The 19,371-nt window shown below is 40.3% G+C and carries 14 protein-coding genes and 1 tRNA gene; 13 read left to right on the forward strand and 2 right to left on the reverse strand.

The genetic code is table 11. The features are described 5' to 3' along the window. Nucleotides 1-26 precede the first annotated feature (26 nt). The 9 genes from SKC35_RS08865 to SKC35_RS08905 all read left to right on the forward strand — a co-directional run bounded on the left by SKC35_RS08865 (nucleotide 27) and on the right by SKC35_RS08905 (nucleotide 8,925). Nucleotides 27-758 (forward strand): GLPGLI family protein, encoded by a 732-nt coding sequence (locus SKC35_RS08865; protein ID WP_377979043.1) that lies wholly within the window; start codon nucleotides 27-29, stop codon nucleotides 756-758. After that, nucleotides 755-1,546: a GLPGLI family protein gene (locus SKC35_RS08870; protein ID WP_377979044.1), complete on the forward strand. Its 792-nt coding sequence runs from the start codon at nucleotides 755-757 to the stop codon at nucleotides 1,544-1,546. Before SKC35_RS08865 ends, SKC35_RS08870 begins: the two co-directional genes overlap by 4 nt. An 84-nt stretch (nucleotides 1,547-1,630) precedes the next feature. Then, a complete protein-coding gene (locus tag SKC35_RS08875; RefSeq protein WP_377979045.1) occupies nucleotides 1,631-2,962 on the forward strand; it encodes a glycosyltransferase in 1,332 nt (443 codons plus the stop codon). A gap of 57 nt (nucleotides 2,963-3,019) precedes the next feature. Then, nucleotides 3,020-5,584, forward strand: coding sequence for a hypothetical protein (locus SKC35_RS08880; protein WP_377979046.1), 2,565 nt, complete (start codon nucleotides 3,020-3,022; stop codon nucleotides 5,582-5,584). Between the two features lie 218 nt (nucleotides 5,585-5,802). Next, the gene (locus SKC35_RS08885; RefSeq protein ID WP_130922756.1) at nucleotides 5,803-6,414 is read left to right on the forward strand and encodes a superoxide dismutase; all 612 of its coding nucleotides are present in this window, start codon (nucleotides 5,803-5,805) and stop codon (nucleotides 6,412-6,414) included. Nucleotides 6,415-6,505: 91 nt separating this feature from the next. Next, a tRNA-His gene (locus SKC35_RS08890) sits at nucleotides 6,506-6,579 on the forward strand. A gap of 158 nt (nucleotides 6,580-6,737) precedes the next feature. Next, nucleotides 6,738-7,364, forward strand: a complete 627-nt coding sequence (locus SKC35_RS08895; RefSeq protein ID WP_130894856.1) for an NYN domain-containing protein — start codon at nucleotides 6,738-6,740, stop codon at nucleotides 7,362-7,364. Between the two features lie 9 nt (nucleotides 7,365-7,373). Continuing rightward, nucleotides 7,374-8,012, forward strand: a complete 639-nt coding sequence (locus SKC35_RS08900) for a carotenoid biosynthesis protein (RefSeq protein WP_130894857.1) — start codon at nucleotides 7,374-7,376, stop codon at nucleotides 8,010-8,012. 31 nt (nucleotides 8,013-8,043) lie between these two features. Beyond that, nucleotides 8,044-8,925, forward strand: a complete 882-nt coding sequence (locus SKC35_RS08905) for a MerR family transcriptional regulator (RefSeq protein WP_377979047.1) — start codon at nucleotides 8,044-8,046, stop codon at nucleotides 8,923-8,925. On the opposite strand, the gene SKC35_RS08910 is transcribed toward SKC35_RS08905, so the two are convergent. Further along, complete coding sequence (locus SKC35_RS08910) at nucleotides 8,922-9,983, reverse strand: mannose-1-phosphate guanylyltransferase (RefSeq protein ID WP_377979048.1); 1,062 nt, start codon at nucleotides 9,981-9,983, stop codon at nucleotides 8,922-8,924. The two genes, SKC35_RS08905 and SKC35_RS08910, sit on opposite strands and share 4 nt — an antisense overlap. A 4-nt stretch (nucleotides 9,984-9,987) precedes the next feature. Then, a complete protein-coding gene (locus SKC35_RS08915) occupies nucleotides 9,988-11,019 on the reverse strand; it encodes a DUF3089 domain-containing protein (protein WP_377979049.1) in 1,032 nt (343 codons plus the stop codon). Between the two features lie 208 nt (nucleotides 11,020-11,227). Here SKC35_RS08915 and SKC35_RS08920 point away from each other — a divergent pair, with 208 nt between their 5' ends. From SKC35_RS08920 to SKC35_RS08935, 4 genes are all read left to right on the forward strand, one after another. Continuing rightward, complete coding sequence (locus tag SKC35_RS08920; RefSeq protein WP_377979050.1) at nucleotides 11,228-14,110, forward strand: TonB-dependent receptor; 2,883 nt, start codon at nucleotides 11,228-11,230, stop codon at nucleotides 14,108-14,110. 83 nt (nucleotides 14,111-14,193) lie between these two features. After that, nucleotides 14,194-17,028, forward strand: a complete 2,835-nt coding sequence (gene uvrA / locus SKC35_RS08925) for an excinuclease ABC subunit UvrA (protein ID WP_377979051.1) — start codon at nucleotides 14,194-14,196, stop codon at nucleotides 17,026-17,028. A gap of 81 nt (nucleotides 17,029-17,109) precedes the next feature. Further along, nucleotides 17,110-18,378, forward strand: a complete 1,269-nt coding sequence (locus SKC35_RS08930) for a 4Fe-4S dicluster domain-containing protein (RefSeq protein WP_377979052.1) — start codon at nucleotides 17,110-17,112, stop codon at nucleotides 18,376-18,378. A gap of 3 nt (nucleotides 18,379-18,381) precedes the next feature. Further along, a complete protein-coding gene (locus SKC35_RS08935; protein WP_377979053.1) occupies nucleotides 18,382-19,371 on the forward strand; it encodes an alpha/beta hydrolase in 990 nt (329 codons plus the stop codon).

Consider the following 19,371-nt stretch of genomic DNA (forward strand, 5'->3'; position numbering starts at 1 on the left):
TCTCTTTTTACTAAAACTCTTTGACTATGAAAAAGTACGTTATTGTAATTCTTTTATCCTTATTGCCGCGTATGTTTTTAGCGCAAAATGGCATTATTGTCACGTATGAAGAAAATCAATTTGGGAATACCAATACAATGCGATTGACTAGTAATGGAGAAATGAGTATCTATAAAATGATGGCGAGAAAGGAGCGACAACAAAATCCAGCTCAAGTAATGAGAGCAATACAAGATATGGACAAAAACGCTATTTATCTTGTGAAACTTTTTAAGGAGAATAAAATTTTGTATCCCGCGATTCGTGTTTTTGATCGAAAAAAAGAGATTATTTCCGATTCTTTAAATTCAATCAAATGGAAAATTATGTCTAATATTCCACCGACAAAGTACCTAGGTAGAAAAGTGAAAATAGCTAAATGTCGATTTCGGGAGAGAAACTATATCGCTTATTATTGTCCCGATATCCCTATTTCTGATGGGCCCTTTAAATTTAATGGGTTACCAGGTATAATATTGAAAATAGAAACCGATGATCACATGTTTTCTTTTTCAGCGACAAAAATTGAGTTTGTAGAGAATCCTCAGATTAAGATTGCGCCCAAGTATTTCAGCAATCAAATTCCATTTTGGGCCTATGTGAAGTTAGCCAAAAAAGAAATGGCAGAAAATTATAAACAGTTTTTGTCTACTCTACCTCCAGATCAAAGGAATACAAAATTTGATGTGAAAATCGACAGGCTCGAAATGGTATTTTGAGCCGGAATAATATAACAAAGCTAAATTTTACAATTATGAAATGTCTTAAACAGGTGTTGTCGTTTTGCTTTATCCTTTTGTCGAATGTAGTGGTTGCGCAATCTTCTATCTCAGTTGAATACAAAGAATGGTGTCCGCTTCCTGAATATATTTCTGGTGGTACAAATATTCATAAATTGATTCTTTATCCTACTTATTCGGTTTATTTTCAATCTAAATTCATTAAAAATAATTCGCCCTATTTTGCGGCTTCGGAACCTGAGGATACATTCAAAAAGGCCAATGATTTATTGTTTAAGTTTTACCAAGGCAAGAAGATTCTGTTTCTTTCACCGAAAATCAATAAGGCCTATTTTGTGGTATCTGATTCGTTGAATTTGATGAAATGGAAAATTCAAAAATCAAAACCTATTCGGTATTTGGGATTAGATTGTTATGAAGCTAAAGCGCATTTTAGAGGAAGAAATTTTACTGCCTATTTTGCTCCTAAAATAAAGAAATCGGATGGGCCATTTAAATTTTCAGGACTTCCTGGTTTGATAATTAAAGTTGCTGCGGATGATAATTATACTATTTGGCAAGCGATCAAAATCAATTACAACGAAAAAGCTAATGTAGGAATAACTGAAAAATTCAAGGAAAAATCTATCCCGTTCCACACCTATGCCAGTTGGCAAAAACAGGATGACAAAAGAGCGATTAAAGAATTGATAAAAAGATATCCCACAGCTCCAGGTGAAATACGTATTCATGAATTTCCGCACTTAGAAAAAAACCTTCAGCTTTAAGTTTTATTTATAGCAATTTAGAGGGTTCGATTTTCTATTTATGTAGGTAAGTTCTTTAGGGGAATATTATAAATCGTTTATACAATGACAAAAATTAAAATCATTTGCATTATTGAAAATTCGATTAGTCACCTAAACCCTGTTTTTAATTTATTCCATGCGCTTTTAAGAAGAGGCAATGATCTTGACCCTTATTTTATTTCTCATATTTCTTTTCAATCTAGCATCGAAGAAAATGGTTTTCATTTTATTGAGTGTAAATCATTGAATTTCGGTTTAGAAAATCACGAGATTTTTTGCCAAAACTATTTACAAAAACTTCATTTCTGCTTGAATGAAAATAATTTTGAAAATAGGAGAATTGATCTTTTGGAACATATTGAAAAAATAAGGCCTGATTATGTTTTTGTTGATTCGATGCTTTGGGGAGACCAAGTAGTTTTAGAAAAAATCAAATCTGCAAAACTTGATTTTAAGATTAAAGGAATCCAGACCCTATTTAACGCGGATTTTTCTACAAAAAACTTACCACTTCATTCTAGGTTTGTTCCCACTTCTTTTGACCTCGTAGGAAGGATGACGATTACCTTAGTTTGGTTAAGGTATTGGATCATCAAATTTGTTAGAAATACTGTATATCAATTTAAGTTTTTGGGCTATACCGAATTTCGAAAAATTAAAACCCAATTAAAAGAAATAAATAAAACCCGAAAAGTTAAGTTGAAAATTAATAAATGGAACTCTTTTAGTCCTCGATTATCAACTATAGAAACCATACTATTACTTCCTAAATCTGTTGAGTTTTCAAGTGAAGGCAGTAGTTTGATTAAGCATTTAGGCTATTTCGAAAATCCGGTGCTTAATTCAGATGAGGCAAACTTATTTTTAAGGAATTCCATAAAATATGAAAAAGTAATTTTACTAAGTCAAGGTACATTACAAAGGGAATTAAATTCAGATTTGAATTCATTTTATCAAAAGTTTTTAGAATTGGTAAAATGGTATCCCACGTATTATTTCATAGCTTCTTTTGATCAAACGTTTTTAGAATCGACTGATTTAAGTGCATATGCAAATTTATATGCTACTCATTTTTTACCTCAAAGGAGTTTACTGCCTCAGGTAGATCTGTTTATTTCTCATGGTGGTGCGAATTCCATTTTAGAAAGCATCTTAGCCGAATGTCCTATTTTAATCACACTCAATAATTCTATTTTTGATCAAAATGGAAATGCCGCACGAATTAAATATCACGGATGTGGAGAATTTGTAGATTTTAATCAGCCCTTGAATGAATGGACAAATAAGATGGACCTGTTAATTCAACAAAGCAATTCTTATAAAATTAGAATTCAACATTTGAAGAAAAAGATACAGGAAGAAGTTTATGATATAGAGAATTTACTATTTGCCTAGTTTTAAAATTCTGATTCATTTAATGTGTATTTCGAATATGTGGAAAAAACTTGGAGATTGACTAAGCAGCTATTTACTTCTTTATCGTTTTGTGTAGTATTTTTTTGCTCATGGCAGGGAATGGCTCAAAATTCTATGTATCGATTTCAGCTTTTAGACGGTGCTACAGGAAAGCCTATTCACAGGGGCATAATTACCTATGAAGATACACTCGGGAATTTTGTCAAATTCACCAAAATTGATTCTAGTATTTCAAAAGATGAGGTTCCCAACAAGGTGCTCAAGCTGTCCATTAATTCGATAAATTATCATACTTATTCAGATGTAATCCATTTTCCTGTGCGCGAGACCCAGTATTTTTTCATGAAAAAAGATACGGCCTATCAGCTTACAGAAGTGATTGTTCGACCTAAAAATTATCATTATTTACCTGATACCGTATCTATCAAGGTGAAAGATTTACGACTCTCAACGGATAAAAAAATAGAAGATCTATTGAGGAGATTTCCAGGAGTCAAAGTGGAAGAAAGTGGTAGGATGACCTATCGAAATAAGCCGGTTGAAACAGTGCTTTTGGATGGAGATAACCTGATGGAATCTAATTACACAATGGCTACTAAAAATATCAATATAGATGAAATTGAAGAAATAGAAGCATATGATCATTTTTCCGAAAATTCCATTGTGGCAGGTTTAGGGTCATCGCAATCTGTTGCGCTTAATCTTAAGTTTGCCAGGAATTTTTCTTACACCCAATTTGGAGAAGCTAATATGGCCGTAGTGGAAGATCAACTGAATGGTTATTCCATTAAATCCAATTCTATAATCAATACAAAATATGTTAAGACCTTCGCCTTGCTTACCACCAATAATGTAGGGGATAATCAATCATCTATTAATTATTCGGATTACCGGGATATGAGTCCGATGTATGAAAATCTTCCTAGTTTTCCTCTGAACTATGGAGGAAGCTTCCCAAATGAAGGGAAGCTAAAATTGAACAGGAATAAGCAGCTGAATGTGAATGTAAATAATATATTTAAAATCCATAGAAAACTTACCCTTAAATTATTTACTACTTATTTGAATGACGAATTCTCTAATCAAAATGCTAATCATACCGAAATCAAACTGCCAGGATATAGTTTTATTACCTCTGATGTGTATGATTTTCACACCTTACCTAAAAAATGGGGACAATCAGTTAATTTAAAATATCAACCTAATGGGTATGTCATAATGGAAGGAAAGTATTATTTGAATAGAGGTGAAATTCAATATGTCACTAATCAAACAATTAATACCGAATTAGGATTTGAGTCCAATCAAAAAAGTCTAATCAAGGATTATTATGTAGAAACATTGAGCACGATAAAGACTGGGGAAAATTCTGCATTTCAACTGTTGATTCAAAATTTAGCGAGTCAAAATGAGGTCGATTTGCGAATGGCTTACCAAAATCCACTTAACCTAAAAATCAATCAGAATTTGCTTCATCAATATCAAGAGAATAAAAGTACAGGAAAATGGATAAAAGTATGGATTCCAAGAATTCTAATTGCTGAAACTTCCTATGAAAATTTTAGGCTCACACAAAGCTTACTAAGAGTTCAAAAAGAGGCCTCTAGATTTGAAGAGGAACGGTCTACTGTCCGCCAGGAGTTTAAGGGAAATTTGGATGGGTGGGTTTATCGAATGAGTGTAGAAAATGCTCGCATTAAAGTTTATAACAATAACTTAAGTGGTTCTTTTCAGCGATTTAATTTTGATGCAGCGATTAATTCCAAGTTATTTAAACAGAGCTTTAGTATTGATTACTCGCGCAGAATAAACCCTACTTATCGGAATTATTATTTAAACGACACCTTGTATATAGACAGTAGAAATCAACGGATTGATTCTATCCAAATTGGATTCCCAGTGGTAGAAAAATGGAATTTTAATTTGTCAAATTACTTTTTATCCAAGGTGCATTACGAATTATCGTATTCTGTGAATCATTCAGAAGGAGATTTTTTTAATAATAATTTGGTCTCTAATTTGTTTAGCCTACAGAAAAACCAATGGTTGCAAATTCAGTCGTCGCAACAATTACTTCAAGGCGAACTAGCATTTTACTCGAAAGAGCTAGGTATTACTTTTAAAACAAAAGGAGCGTATTCAATCTATAAATTTGCCAATTTAATTAATGATGGAATCTTACGAAATAATCTTTCTACTAACCAGTCATTAACCCTTAGTGTAAAATCTGGCTACATAAAAGCATTTAATTTTTATCAAGCTTTTACGATTGAGCAAAGTGATTTTCAAAATCAATTTACCGATTTCAAAAACACCTTGTATAGAAATGAAATGCAATTATATTTTGTAAAAAATAGAGTCAATAGTTTTCTACAATTAAACTCTTATCAATTTTATTCAGGGGGACCATTTTTGCATTTTTTCGGAATGGGTTTCGATTTGAAATCGAAAAACAGTCAATTGACTTATTCAATTAATTTGCACAATCTACTAGATGTACGAGAACGTAATTTTTATGTGATTAACGATTATTCAAGATCTGAATTTAAAAACAATTTGGTAGGTAGAATGATTTCTTTAGGTATTCTCTTTTCATTATAACCTAGTTGAGTTGAATTTTCCAGAGCATAAATAAGTTAAGTTTAGTGGTTTGCAGTAAACGAAATTGTGGAACTAACTCACGAATATTTCAGTTTTATACCTAACTTCGGCATTCAATTTAAAACTAATTTTAATCGGTTAATTGATAATGCGCTAGGCGGTATTTACGCTACATTCACCATTTACCACTTACCATTCACCATTTAAATCATACTATTATGTCATTTACATTAGCCCCATTACCTTATGCAAACAATGCGTTAGAACCGCATTTCGATGCATTAACCATGGAAATCCACCATGATCGTCACCACAATGCGTACGTGACGAATTTGAACGCAGCGGTAGCTGGAACGGAATTAGAAGGAAAGTCTTTGGAAGAATTATTCACTTCTATCTCTACCTTATCTCCGGCAGTTCGTAACAACGGTGGTGGTCACTTTAACCACGATTTATTCTGGAATATCTTATCGCCAAACGGTGGTGGAGCTCCTGTAGGCACTTTAGCGAAAGCGATTGATGCGAAATTTGGTTCTTTTGATGCCTTTAAAGAAGAGTTTAAGAAAGCGGGTTTAACGCGTTTCGGTTCAGGCTGGGCGTGGTTAGTAGCGCAGAAAGATGGTTCTGTAGCGGTATCAAGCACGCCTAACCAAGACAATCCATTGATGGATGTGGCTGATGTAAAAGGCTTCCCTGTGATTGGATTAGACGTTTGGGAGCATGCTTACTATTTGAAATTCCAAAACAAGCGTCCTGATTACATCGATGCATTCTGGAGTGTAGTGGATTGGAACAAAGCAGAAGCGCGTTACCAAGCGGCTCAGAAATAATACAATTGGACGGGAGGATGAAAATTCTCCCGTTTTTTTCGGCTTTCTTTTGCAATATTGGAAGCTTTGCGTATTTTTGCAGTCCCAAATGGCGGTTGTAGCTCACTCGGTTAGAGCACTGGTTTGTGGTACCAGGGGTAGTGGGTTCGAATCCCATCATCCGCCCAGAATGCCTCAGTAGAAATACTGGGGCATTTTTTGTGGTTTTTTTTCTTATATTAGGATGCTCTTAAAATAGTAAATGCCCCACCGAGGCGGGGCATCGGCCCAAAGATGCTATCTTTGGGGGAGCTCAACACAAAGATAAATTTAAGCACAGGCGAATGCAAGCAGATGAAAAGAAAAAATTACGAGTAATGGCCTATGTAGATGGGTCTAACTTGTATTTTGGGATGATTGAATCCGGCGCTCGCAAATGCAAGTGGTTAAATGTCTATCAATTGATGAAGAGCTTTGTTCGTTCGAATCAAGAACTAGTGGGGGTGAAGTTTTTTACCAGTCGAATTACCCATAATCCGCCCAAAGAGAAGCGTCAAACCACTTACTTAGAAGCGCTTGAATCGACAGGTGTAGAGCTGATTTATGGTTCTTATCACGCGAAATTCGAGGATTGCAGGGAATGCGGGCATCAATGGGTCGTACCTTCTGAGAAGATGACGGACGTGAATTTAGCGACTCACTTGATCATGGACGCGCATTTAGATGTGTACGATATAGCCATTGTTGTTTCTGGGGATAGTGACTTTGTCCCCTGCATCGAGGCCGTGAATACGACCTTTTTAGATAAGTCGGTGGTCGTATTTTTTCCTCCGGGACGGCACAATAATTCAGTGGCAGAGGTCGCTCGGGCAAATCAAATCATTGGCCGCCCTAAATTAGTTGAAAGTCAATTTCCCCCTAAAGTGGTGAAAGTAGATGGATATGTCTTAGAAAAGCCGGAAGGCTGGTAAATTAATCCTATGAATCCTGTATTTCTGAAACGTTTTTTGATTGTCTTGTATGCGGCCGGTTTAATCGGGATGCATTTACCTGCAACAGCGGCCTTGTTTACGTCACTCGTTCCATTGACCCTTTGGTTTACGGCCTTCATTTGTCTGGTGTATTTTCCCAAACCTTCGTTTCAAGCCTACCTTTTTCTAGGTGTATTGGCGATTGCGGCTTGGTATTTAGAGGTGCAAGGTGTGAGAACGGGTCAAATTTTTGGTCAGTACTCTTATGGTAAGACCTTAGGTTTTCAAGTATTGAATGTGCCTATTACAATTGGTTTGAATTGGTTAGTGCTGGTAGTAGCAACGAATGCGCTGGTAGAAGAGTGGAACATAGCCGGAAAAATCAGTAAAGCAGCCTTAGGCGCGGGATTAATGACGGCTTTGGATTTCTTAATTGAGCCAGTGGCTGTGCATTTTGACTTTTGGACCTGGGCTGGAGTCCAAGTGCCCACCCAAAATTTTATTGCCTGGTGGTTTGCCTCTTTTGTTTTTCATTTGGCCTATCAAAATACGCCCTTCCCGTCGAAATCTAGCCTATTTAGACTCATTGCTGCCCTGCAATTTTTGTTCTTTTTAGGACATTGGCTATTTTTGCAATTTAATTTCTAAACATTTTCATTAACCTGGTGTTACCACTATAATGAACGTATACTCCATAAAGGATTTAGAGAATTTCAGTGGTATCAAGGCCCATACCATACGTATTTGGGAGCAGCGCTACCATTTGCTGAGTCCTGTGCGTACTGAGACCGGCATACGGACCTATTCTGATGTAGAGTTAAAGCGAATTTTAAATATTGCAACCCTCCAAAATAAAGGAGGAATCAAGATTTCCAAGATTGCCGAATTATCCGAAGCGGAAATTTCCGAGAAAATTTTACAGCTTTCAGGGGGTGATTTAGATTATCCGGAGCACATTCAGGCCATTACGGTGGCCATGATGGATTTAGATGAGTACCGTTTTCAGGAATTGGCGAAGTCCATTACCAAGGCTTATGGTTTTGAGAACTTCATGCTAAAAGTGATTTACCCGTTCTTAACGCGTCTAGGCACTTTGTGGCTTTCTGGTTCTGTGGGCCCAGCACAAGAGCACTTCATTACGCATTTAATTCGCCAAAAAATCATCGCAGCCATCGATTCTCAAATGGCTAAGCCGAGGGCGAATGCCAAGAAATTCTTACTATACCTTCCAGAAGGGGAATTGCATGAAATTGGCTTGCTTTTTGCGAGTTATTTAATCCGTGCACGACAGCATTCAGCGGTTTATTTAGGACAATCTTTACCCTTCGATGAATTGTGTTTGGCCTACGAAATACATCAACCGGATTATATATTCAGTGTTTTTACGACCGAACCTTCCCAAGATGTCTTGCCCACTTATGTGGCAGATTTAGATAAGCACCTACCAGAGGCAACGATTATGTTAACGGGATATAATGTGCTGCATTCACCTGAGCCCATTCCAGCTAGAATTCAATTGATAAGCGACTTCAATTCCCTGATTCAGTTGATTGAGTCCTAGCTGAAGTTCGGATCTAGCTTTGTCGCATCTTCCACGAATTGTTTCACTTGCTGCTCCTGATCTTTGGGACAAATCATCAACACATTTCCATGTTCCGCTACGATGTAATTCGATAAGCCGTGAATCACCACTAATTTATCCTTAGGCGCCTTGATGATGCAATCGGTCGTTTCATATAGCATCACTTGCGCATCTACAGCGTTTTGCAACTCATCCTTTTCATTGATTTCGTGCAAGGATTTCCAGGTGCCTAAATCAGACCAACCGATGTCCGCTAAAATCACTTTCACCTCGCGTGCTTTCTCCATCACCCCGTTGTCCATCGAAATGCTCTTGCAAACGGCATAAACCTTCCGAATGAATTCAGGCTCTTCTTCGGTATAATAAAAGGCACGACCTTCTTCAAATTGCTCTGCCAGGCGCGAAAGATGTTTTGTTAATTCGTTTTTGAAGGTGGGAATGGCGAAAACGAACAATCCGGCGTTCCAGACGTAGTCTCCACTTTCTAAAAAAGCTTGGGCTAATTCCACGTTCGGTTTCTCCGTGAAGGTCTTCACCGTTTTTGCTGTTTCGGCCGATTCTTGGTATTGAATATAGCCATAACCTGTGTCAGGTCGCGTAGGGACGATGCCTAAGGTGACTAGAACGGGCTCTTTCGCCGCTTCTAATGCTTCCTTTACTCGCGCCTTAAATGCCTCCTCTTTTAAAATGACGTGATCTGCAGGAGCTACAATTAATTTCGCCTTTGGGTGCTTTTTACTGATCTTGTAGGCCGCATAAGCAATACATGGGGCTGTATTTTTGCGTTGCGGTTCTTTTAAGATTTGATCTGGGCTTAAGAAAGGCAATTGTTCTTGTACGATACCTGCAAATTCTTCGCTAGTAACGACGTAGATATTTTCAGGCGCCACAATTCCTTCAAAACGTTCTGCGGTTTGTTGCAGCATCGTTTTTCCCACGCCTAATACGTCGTGGAATTGTTTGGGATAATTACTTCTGGAGATGGGCCAAAATCGGGTTCCGATTCCACCCGCCATAATTACAAGGCAGTTAGGCATACGCTTATTTTTGGCTGAGGAACGTGTTCACACGTAAGACAGCGTTTTCTCTAATATTTTGGTAAAATAAATTAATGTCCGCTTTGTGCCAGTTTTTCAACTTAACAAATGCGCGACCGGGTACATAGGGGGTATTTGTCCAAAGAACCCCCAAATGATTCTGTGCATCCGCGAACTCTTTCACGTATTTAAAACCATAGGATACGCCACCGATGTTCTTTTCTTTCGAAACAAAATTCTCATCGGTAGACCACGTCAATGGATTAACGGAGGCTAATTCTGTCACCGTTCCTGGATGCCAAGGTGGTAGATAACCTTGCAAAAAGGTAGTATAAGCGACAAAACAACCTGTTTGCTCAGGAGAGCTACAAACGGGAATGTTTGTAAACGTATTTTTAGGAGTCGCGATTCCGATGATATAAGCCGCTACTAGTTGCTTGCCTAATTCTTTTCCATCAAAGTATTCTTTCATTAGTCGCGTAGCGTGCACAGTTCCTTGGCTGTGGCTGGCGATGATAATCGGTCTGCCTTTGTTCTCGTGCGCTAAGTAATAATCAAATGCTCTTTTTACATCAGAATAGGCCAAATCCAAAGCCGCGTCTTTGTCTTCTTTATAGGAGGTTACAAAAGCTTGGTAATGTGCCTGGCGGTACCGGGGAGCGAAAATGCGTCCAGCGGCATTAAATGCGGTGGCCTGATTTAGAATCGTCGAACTGTCTACGCTGGTGTTCAATGCAGCATCTATCATGGAGGCATTCCAAACGTATTCGTTGACGGGTTTGTAAGTGAAAATGGTAGGGTGGATGAAGAAGACATCGGCTTTAGCAGTCGCCTGTTCATCTTTCAAAGAAGACTTGCGCGGGACTAAATCGGCAGCGTCATAACGAGATGGCAAAGCAGACCAAGCGGCCGGATTTGCATAGTCCATTTCAGCGGGCTGCGGCGCATCTTTCCACCTGGTGCTCAGCACATAAGGCGTTTGATTACTAGCGCAAGCGCTCAGGAAAACTACACATAAAAAAGCAAGAGCTCTCATAGAATTAATTTATACACAAAGCTACTAGTTTAATCCCCCTTTTTAAAATTAAATGATTGAGCGGTCGACTTTGTAGATAAGCGATTAAATTATTTTCTGAAAAACTAGTAATTTTTTAATACAAACATAGTGTTGAATACTGAAATCTTCTTTATTTTTGTTGTAATTCGAGTATCCAAAACAAATTGTGTCATTAAAAACACCCATTATGAAAAAAATTATACAACAGATTTTACCTAGCCTTGCGCTTATTCTGTTCTTAAGTGCATCCACTTTTGCTCAGACTAAAATAGGCGGTAAGGTAACGGATGCAGATTCTAAAGAGCCATTAATTGGTGTTAGTATCGGCGTAAAAGGAGCAGTAACTGGAACAATTTCAGATTCTAAAGGTAACTTCTCGCTATCAACGAACAAACCAGGAGCTTTAACAATTGTCGTTTCGATGGTAGGTTATGAGCGCCAAGAGATTCCTGTAAAAGGAAATAAGACCGATTTTCAAATCGCTTTAAAAGAGCAAGCTACTTTGGCTCAAGACGTAGTCGTTTCTGCGTCACGTGTAGAGGAAAGCGTTATGCAGTCACCCGTTTCAGTAGAACGTTTAGACATTCGTGCGATTCGTGAAACTCCTGCCGCTTCATTCTATGATGCGATGCGTAATATCAAAGGAGTTGAGGTAAGTGCACAATCGGTGTCTTTCTCATCTATCGGTATGCGTGGATTTAATAGCAACGGTAACGTACGTGTGGTTCAATTAATCGACGGTATGGATAACCAAGCGCCAGGTTTGAACTTTTCAGTAGGTAATATCGTAGGTATTTCTGAATTGGATTTACAATCAGTAGACTTATTGCCAGGAGCAGCGTCTGCTTTATACGGTCCTAACGCGATGAACGGTATCATCTTAATGGATTCGAAATCACCTTTCTTATTCCAAGGATTATCTGCTCAAGTGAAAACAGGAGCAATGTATGCTAGCAATCGTACAGAAACGACTACTCCCTATGGAGATATCTCGATTCGTTTTGCTAAAGCATTCAACAACAAAGTAGCGTTTAAATTAAACTTCAACCAATTGACTGCTGATGACTGGCAGTCAACGGATACACGTGACCAATCATTATTGAATGGTACGGTATTAGGTGCAGGTTCTCGTGGAACGAACTTAGCTTACAACGGTGTGAGTGTATATGGTGATGAGACAAATGTGAATATGTTGACTTCATTAAAGCCATTATTAGGGGTTCCTACGAATCCTTTGACTGCAGGTATCAATCAGATCTCTGCTGCTACAGGTGGTTTATTAACTCCATCTGCGATCTTAGGATACATTGTTCCTAACGTAGCCATTTCTCGTGAAGGATATGCTGAGCGTGATTTATCCTCTTATGCAAACCGTAACATCAAATTTAACGCCGCTTTACACTACCGTTTTAACGATAAAGTAGAGTTGATCTTACAAGGATCATATGGTCAAGGTACTACGATGTACACAGGAGCAGATCGTTATTCGATCAAGAATTTCTCAATGGGACAATACAAGGCAGAATTAAAAGGTTCTAACTTCTTCGTTCGTGCTTATACAACTCAAGAGAATTCAGGTGATGCGTATGCAACAGGTACGTTAGGTCAATTAGTAAACGAAGCAGCTAAGCCATCAACAGCTTGGTATCCTCAATACTTCTCGACTTTCGCAGGTTTGGCATTGACAAACTTTGGAACCGTATTACAAACAAACTTATTGAAAGGTGTGGCTCCAGCTTCAGCAGTTGGTTTAGCAGTAGCTAGTACACAATCTTCTTTCCCTTACTACCACGGAACAGCTCGCGCAGTTTCTGATGCAGGTCGTTTAGTGCCAGGTACAGCAGCGTTTAACGCAGCGGTTGATGCTATCAAAGGAAAGCCACTTCCTCAAGGGGCTAAGTTTACAGATAAGTCAGCTTTATACCACTTAGAAGGTATGTATAACTTCACGGAGAAATTGAATAATAAAGTAGAATTGATCGTAGGAGCTAACATCCGTCAGTATGCCTTGAATTCTGAAGGAACGTTATTTGCTTTGCAAGATAACGGTAGCGAATTCTCGATCAACGAATACGGTGCTTACGCACAAGCATCTAAGAAATTATTTGCTGATCACTTGAAAGTAACGGGTTCACTTCGTTATGACAAGAACGAAAATTTCGATGGCGTTTTTAGCCCACGTATTTCGGGTGTGTTAACACAAGGAACTTCAAACTTCCGTGCGTCTTTACAAACAGGTTTCCGTATTCCTACAACACAGGATCAATACATTAACTTGTTAACTCCATCTGCTCGTTTATTAGGTGGTTTAGCGGTAGTTCAAGATCGTTACAAATTATCAGGTAACTCCTATACGTTACAATCGATCTTAGCAAACCAAACAGATCCTACGAAGTGGGTGACTTACAAGTCGAAGGCTTGGAAGCCAGAACAAGTTCAAACAGTTGAATTAGGTTACAAAGGAATGATCACACCACAAATGTTTGTTGATTTCTATGCCTACCAATCTAACTTCACGAACTTCTCAGCAGGTCAAGTGGTAGCGCAACCTAGCACGACTTTGGCAGGTTCATTAAACTACTTCTCTTTCCCATCTAACGTAGATAACGAAGTAGTAACGAACGGTTGGGGATTAGGCATTGACTATGATTTAGGAAATCGTTGGGCATTAGGAACAAACGTTTCTTACAATGCAGTAAAAGACAACGGTGGATTAGCGGATTACCAATTAGGTTTCAACACACCGAACTACCGTACGAACGTTTCTTTAGGAAACCGTAACATCGGAAATTCTGGTTGGGGCTTCAATGCGACTTGGAGATACCAAGATCAATTTGTTTGGCAATCATCTTTCGTGAACCAAGTAGTGAATCAACAACAATTATCTGTGATTCCTGCGTTCTCAACGTTCGATATGCAAGTAAGCAAGAAAGTATCTGAGATTAAGTCGATCATCAAAGTAGGTGGTACGAACTTAGGCGGAGTTGCTTATACAACAGGATGGGGTAACCCATTAATCGGAAGCATGTACTATGTAAGCATCACTTTCGACGAATTGTTGAACAAATAAGATTTTTTGAAATTATGTTGAGGCTGCCCCTAAAAGGGCAGCCTCTTTTTTTGTACCTTTGTGGATCGATCGATTCCCAAACTATGGCTTCAAAAGCGTCTGATTCTACCGGATTTTCCCACATTCAAGTGCTGGGTGCACGCGAGCATAATTTAAAGAATATTGACGTTTCCATTCCGCGCAATCAGCTCGTGGTGGTGACGGGTATTTCGGGGTCGGGAAAATCGTCTTTGGCGTTTGATACGATTTATGCAGAGGGCCAAAGACGCTACATGGAATCTTTCTCCGCCTACGCTCGTTCTTTCCTTGGAAACATGGAACGCCCGGACGTAGACAAGATCGAAGGCCTTTCGCCGGTGATCTCCATCGAACAAAAGACCACCTCTAAAAACCCGCGTTCTACGGTAGGTACGACCACGGAAATCTATGATTTCCTGCGTCTGCTGTACGCGCGTGCCGGGGAGGCATTTTCTTACCTTTCAGGGGAGAAAATGGTCAAGCAGTCTGTCGACCAAATCATCGAGACCTTATTAACCCAATTCAACAAAGGCAAAGTCGTATTACTCGCGCCCGTAGTCAAAGGCCGTAAAGGACATTACCGCGAGTTGTTTGTCCAAATCGCGAAATGGGGATATACGAAGGTGCGTATCGATGGAGAAATCATGGACATCGAACCTAAGATGCAGGTCGATCGATTTAAAGTACACGATATTGAAATAGTGGTGGATCGTTTAGTGGTGGCAGAAGACGAACGTTTGCGTTTATCCCAAAGCCTACAAACCGCGATGAACCAAGGCAAAGGACAGGTCTACGTCCTAGATGCCAAGAATAAATTACATTACTTCTCCCAGACCTTAATGGATCCGGCGACCGGTTTGTCCTACGATGAACCCGCACCGAATACTTTCTCATTTAATAGCCCTTATGGCGCCTGCCCTTGTTGCAACGGCCTGGGCGTAGTAGAAGAAATTACCGAAGATTCAGTCATTCCAGATCGTTCCTTAAGCATTATCCGTGGTGCCATCGCGCCGATTGGGGAATACCGCGAACTTTGGATATTCAAGCAATTAGAGGTGCTCTTAAAGCCCTTTAAAGTAGGTCTTTCGACTCCCATTGCAAAATTCCCAGCGGAGGCTGTGGAGTTAATGCTATATGGTTCGGATGCGCCAGTCGCGGTGCCTTCTAAGAAATACGAGGGCACAGAGTGGAATACGAAATACGATGGTATCGTAAATTTCCTAAAACGCCAACAAGAGTCGGGTTCTGAAAAGACGCAAGACTGGTTAAAGGATTTTATGATCATCAAAAAATGCCCGGATTGCGATGGGTATCGTTTGAAGAAAGAATCCTTGCACTTCCGTATCGCGGATAAACACATCGGGCAATTAGCCCAAATGGATATCAATGAACTGGAGGCTTGGTTCGCTGACGTGGAAACACGGATGAGCGATCGTCAGCAGCAGATCGGGGTAGAAGTTTTGAAGGAAATTAGAAAACGGGTGGGCTTTTTAACTCAAATCGGGTTGACTTATCTCACGCTCGATCGACCGATGAAAAGTCTTTCTGGAGGAGAGGCGCAGCGGATTCGTTTAGCGACTCAAATAGGGACGCAACTCGTGGGTGTTTTATACATCATGGATGAGCCGAGTATTGGTCTGCACCAGCGCGATAATGAGAAATTGATTCAGGCCTTAAAAGATTTAAGAGATTTAGGTAATTCGGTCTTAGTCGTGGAACACGACAAGGATATGATGTTGGAGTCTGATTATATTTTGGACATCGGTCCGGGTGCGGGTCGCCATGGAGGAAATGTGGTGGGTTCCGGTACACCAGCTGAGTTCTTGAAACTGAAGACGCCCACGGCGGCTTATTTGAATGGTGCGCTGGAGATTGCGGTGCCAGCCGTTCGCCGCAAAGGCAATGGTCTGAGCATCGAGTTAAAAGGGGCGACTGGGAATAATTTGAAGAACGTGTCGGTGAAGTTTCCGCTGGGGACTTTGACGGTGGTGACTGGGGTTTCAGGGTCTGGTAAATCGACTTTGATTCACGATACCTTAGTATTGAAATTGAAGCAGCATTTCGATCGTACGAAGCGGGATGCGATGCCGTATAAGTCGATTGTGGGTTTGGAAAATATCGATAAAGTAATCGAAGTGGACCAAAGTCCCATCGGCCGCACACCCCGCTCTAATCCAGCTACCTATACGAATATGTACAGCGATATTCGTACGCTGTATTGTGAATTGCCGGAATCGAAGATTCGCGGATACAAGGCGGGACGATTTAGTTTCAATGTGAAAGGTGGCCGTTGTGAAGGTTGTGAAGGAGCAGGTCGCAAGAAGATTGAGATGGAGTTCTTGCCGGATGTATTAGTAGAATGCGAGACGTGTAAAGGGAAACGCTTCAATCGCGAGACATTAGAAGTTCGCTTTAAGGGCAAATCGATCTCTGATGTATTAGATATGACGGTGGAGCAGGCTTTGGAATTCTTCGAAAACCAACCGCGTATCTTCCGTCGGGTACAGACTTTGGCCGAAGTAGGTTTAGGCTATATCACTTTAGGGCAACACGCGACCACCCTTTCTGGGGGTGAGGCGCAACGCGTTAAATTAGCAGAAGAACTTTCCAAAAAAGACACAGGTAAGACTCTCTATGTCTTGGATGAGCCTACGACTGGGTTACATTTTCAGGATGTACGTCTTCTTTTAGATGTGTTGCAGAAATTAGTGGATAAGGGAAATACGGTCTTGATCATCGAACACAATATGGACGTCATCAAGGTGGCCGATTACCTCATCGACATGGGTCCTGAGGGCGGAAACGCAGGAGGGCAATTATTAGCTAGCGGAACGCCAGAGCAGATTGCCAAAGAAAAAAATAGTCACACGGGACGCTTTTTGAAAAAGGAATTATCGTAGAAATTTTAGTACATTTATGTACTTTCTACATCAACGATGAACTATTTGCCTCAGATACTATTTATCACCCTTTTAGGGGGAATGTCTTACCTGATTTTTCAGCGTTTTTCGCTTATCATACAGACGATTCGCTTAGCTCGTCCAGTGGAATTGTCAGATCATCCGTCTGAACGATTTAAACGCATGGCGCTTTTGGCTTTCGGTCAAAAGAAAATGTTCAATAAGCCCCTTGTCGGCTTTTTTCACTTCCTGATTTACATCGGATTTGTACTCATTAATATCGAGATTCTCGAAATTATCTTAGATGGTATTTTAGGGACTCATCGCCTTTTTGCGCCGTTTATAGGCTCTTTTTACTCCGGTTTAATGAATTTTTTCGAGATCTTAGCGGGTGGCGTTTTCTTGGCTTGCGTATTCTTTTTTCTCCGTCGTGGGGTATTTCGCACCGGTCGTTTACAAGCCGCTAATCATAAAGAGTTAGTCGGTTTTCCCGTAAAGGATGCATATCAAATATTGCTGATTGAGGTTGTTTTAATGCTTGCCTTGTGGACGATGAACGGAGCGGACTCGGTGTTGCAAACGCGAGGGGTGGAACATTACCAATCCGTGGGATCTTTTATAATATCGGGTCATTTAACAGGGTTTTTATCGACACTATCTACTTCAGCTTTAGTCCTACTTGAACGCGGGGCCTGGTGGTTTCACATTTTGGGAATTCTGTCCTTTGCCCAGTATGTGACTTATTCAAAGCATTTACATATCTTTTTTGCATTCCCATCTGCTTATTTTTCAAGTCTAGAATCGTCTGCGAAGATGTCCGCGATGCCAGCGGTAATGCACGAGGTCAAGTTGATGTTAGGCCAGCCGGTGGAGGAGCAGCCAGTTACGAATGCGAAGTTTGGTGCTAAAGATGTAATGGACTTAACCTGGAAGAACGCCTTAGATGCGTATTCTTGTACGGAATGTGGCCGTTGCACAGAGCAATGCCCGGCGAACCAAACCGGTCGCGCCTTGTCACCACGTAAAATTATGATGGACACCCGGGATCGATTAGAGGAAGTGGGTGGTATTTTGAAAGCGAATAGAGGGGCTTTTGTGGACGATGGGAAATCCTTGTTTGACAGAATTTCCGCCGAAGAGTTACGCGCTTGTACGTCTTGTCAGGCCTGTGTGGAAGCTTGTCCGATGGAGCTTTCGCCCTTGAATATCATCTTAGAAATGCGTCGCTTCCAGATTATGGAGCTTTCAGATGCACCGGGGGCATGGAATGCCATGTTTGCGAATGTGGAGACGAACCAAAGTCCGTGGAAATTTAACCCTGCCGATCGTTTGAATTGGGCAAAAGAATAAGCTATGAAGAAAATATTAGGTGTTTTAATCCTATTAATAGGCGCCTATTTCGTAGGGCCAAAACCAGAGACGCCGGTACTCACGCCTATTGCGAGCTGGACGGATATTCCGGATTCTGTTAGTCAAATCGATACCTACATCGCAGCCAAAGAATCGAAGACAGTGTTGAAGCCGGGGAATGAGGCGCGAGTTATTTGGGCGGATTCAACTCAGCCTACCAAGACTAAAATCGTCTTTATGTATGTGCACGGCTTTTCAGCGTCACCCATGGAAGGAGATCCTTTGCACCGTGAGGTGGCGAAGAAATTTGGGGCTAATCTATTGCTAGCCCGTGTGGCGGGTCATGGGGTGCCAGATTCGGATTCCACTTACGCTACCGTGACAGCGGATGAATATTACCAAAGTGTCGAAAACTACTATGCGATCGCGAAGAAATTGGGTGATGAGGTGGTCGTTTTAGGGACGTCTTTTGGGGGTGCTATGTCACTCGTTTTAGCGGCTAACCATCCAGAAATTAAAGCCTTGATGCTCTATGGGCCTTGCATTGCGATCAAAGATCCGAATGCGACCTTATTGGATAATCCGTGGGGCTTGCAAATGGCTCATTTGATTACGGGAAGCGACTACCGGGATATTCCGGTGATGGCGCCAGGACACGCAGAGAATTGGAGTTTGCATTATAGACTGGAGGGCGTGGTGGCAGTGCAGAATTTGTTGACGCATGCGATGACAAAAGAAGTCTTTGAAAAGGTGAAAATCCCCGTATTTATGGGTTATTATTACAAGGACGAGGCGCACCAAGATAACGTGGTTTCGGTGGTTGCGATGAAAGAAATGTATGCTGCTTTAGGAACACCTGCTGCTTTGAAAAGGGAAGAGGCATTTCCTAATTCGGGCAATCACGTGATTACGTCTAACTTACTCGGTAAATTAACGGATAAACCAATTGCATCGTCGGAGGCTTTCTTGCGCAATGTAGTTAAACTAAACTAA

Source organism: Aquirufa originis (assembly GCF_042714495.1).
GTDB classification, from domain to species: domain Bacteria; phylum Bacteroidota; class Bacteroidia; order Cytophagales; family Spirosomataceae; genus Aquirufa; species Aquirufa originis.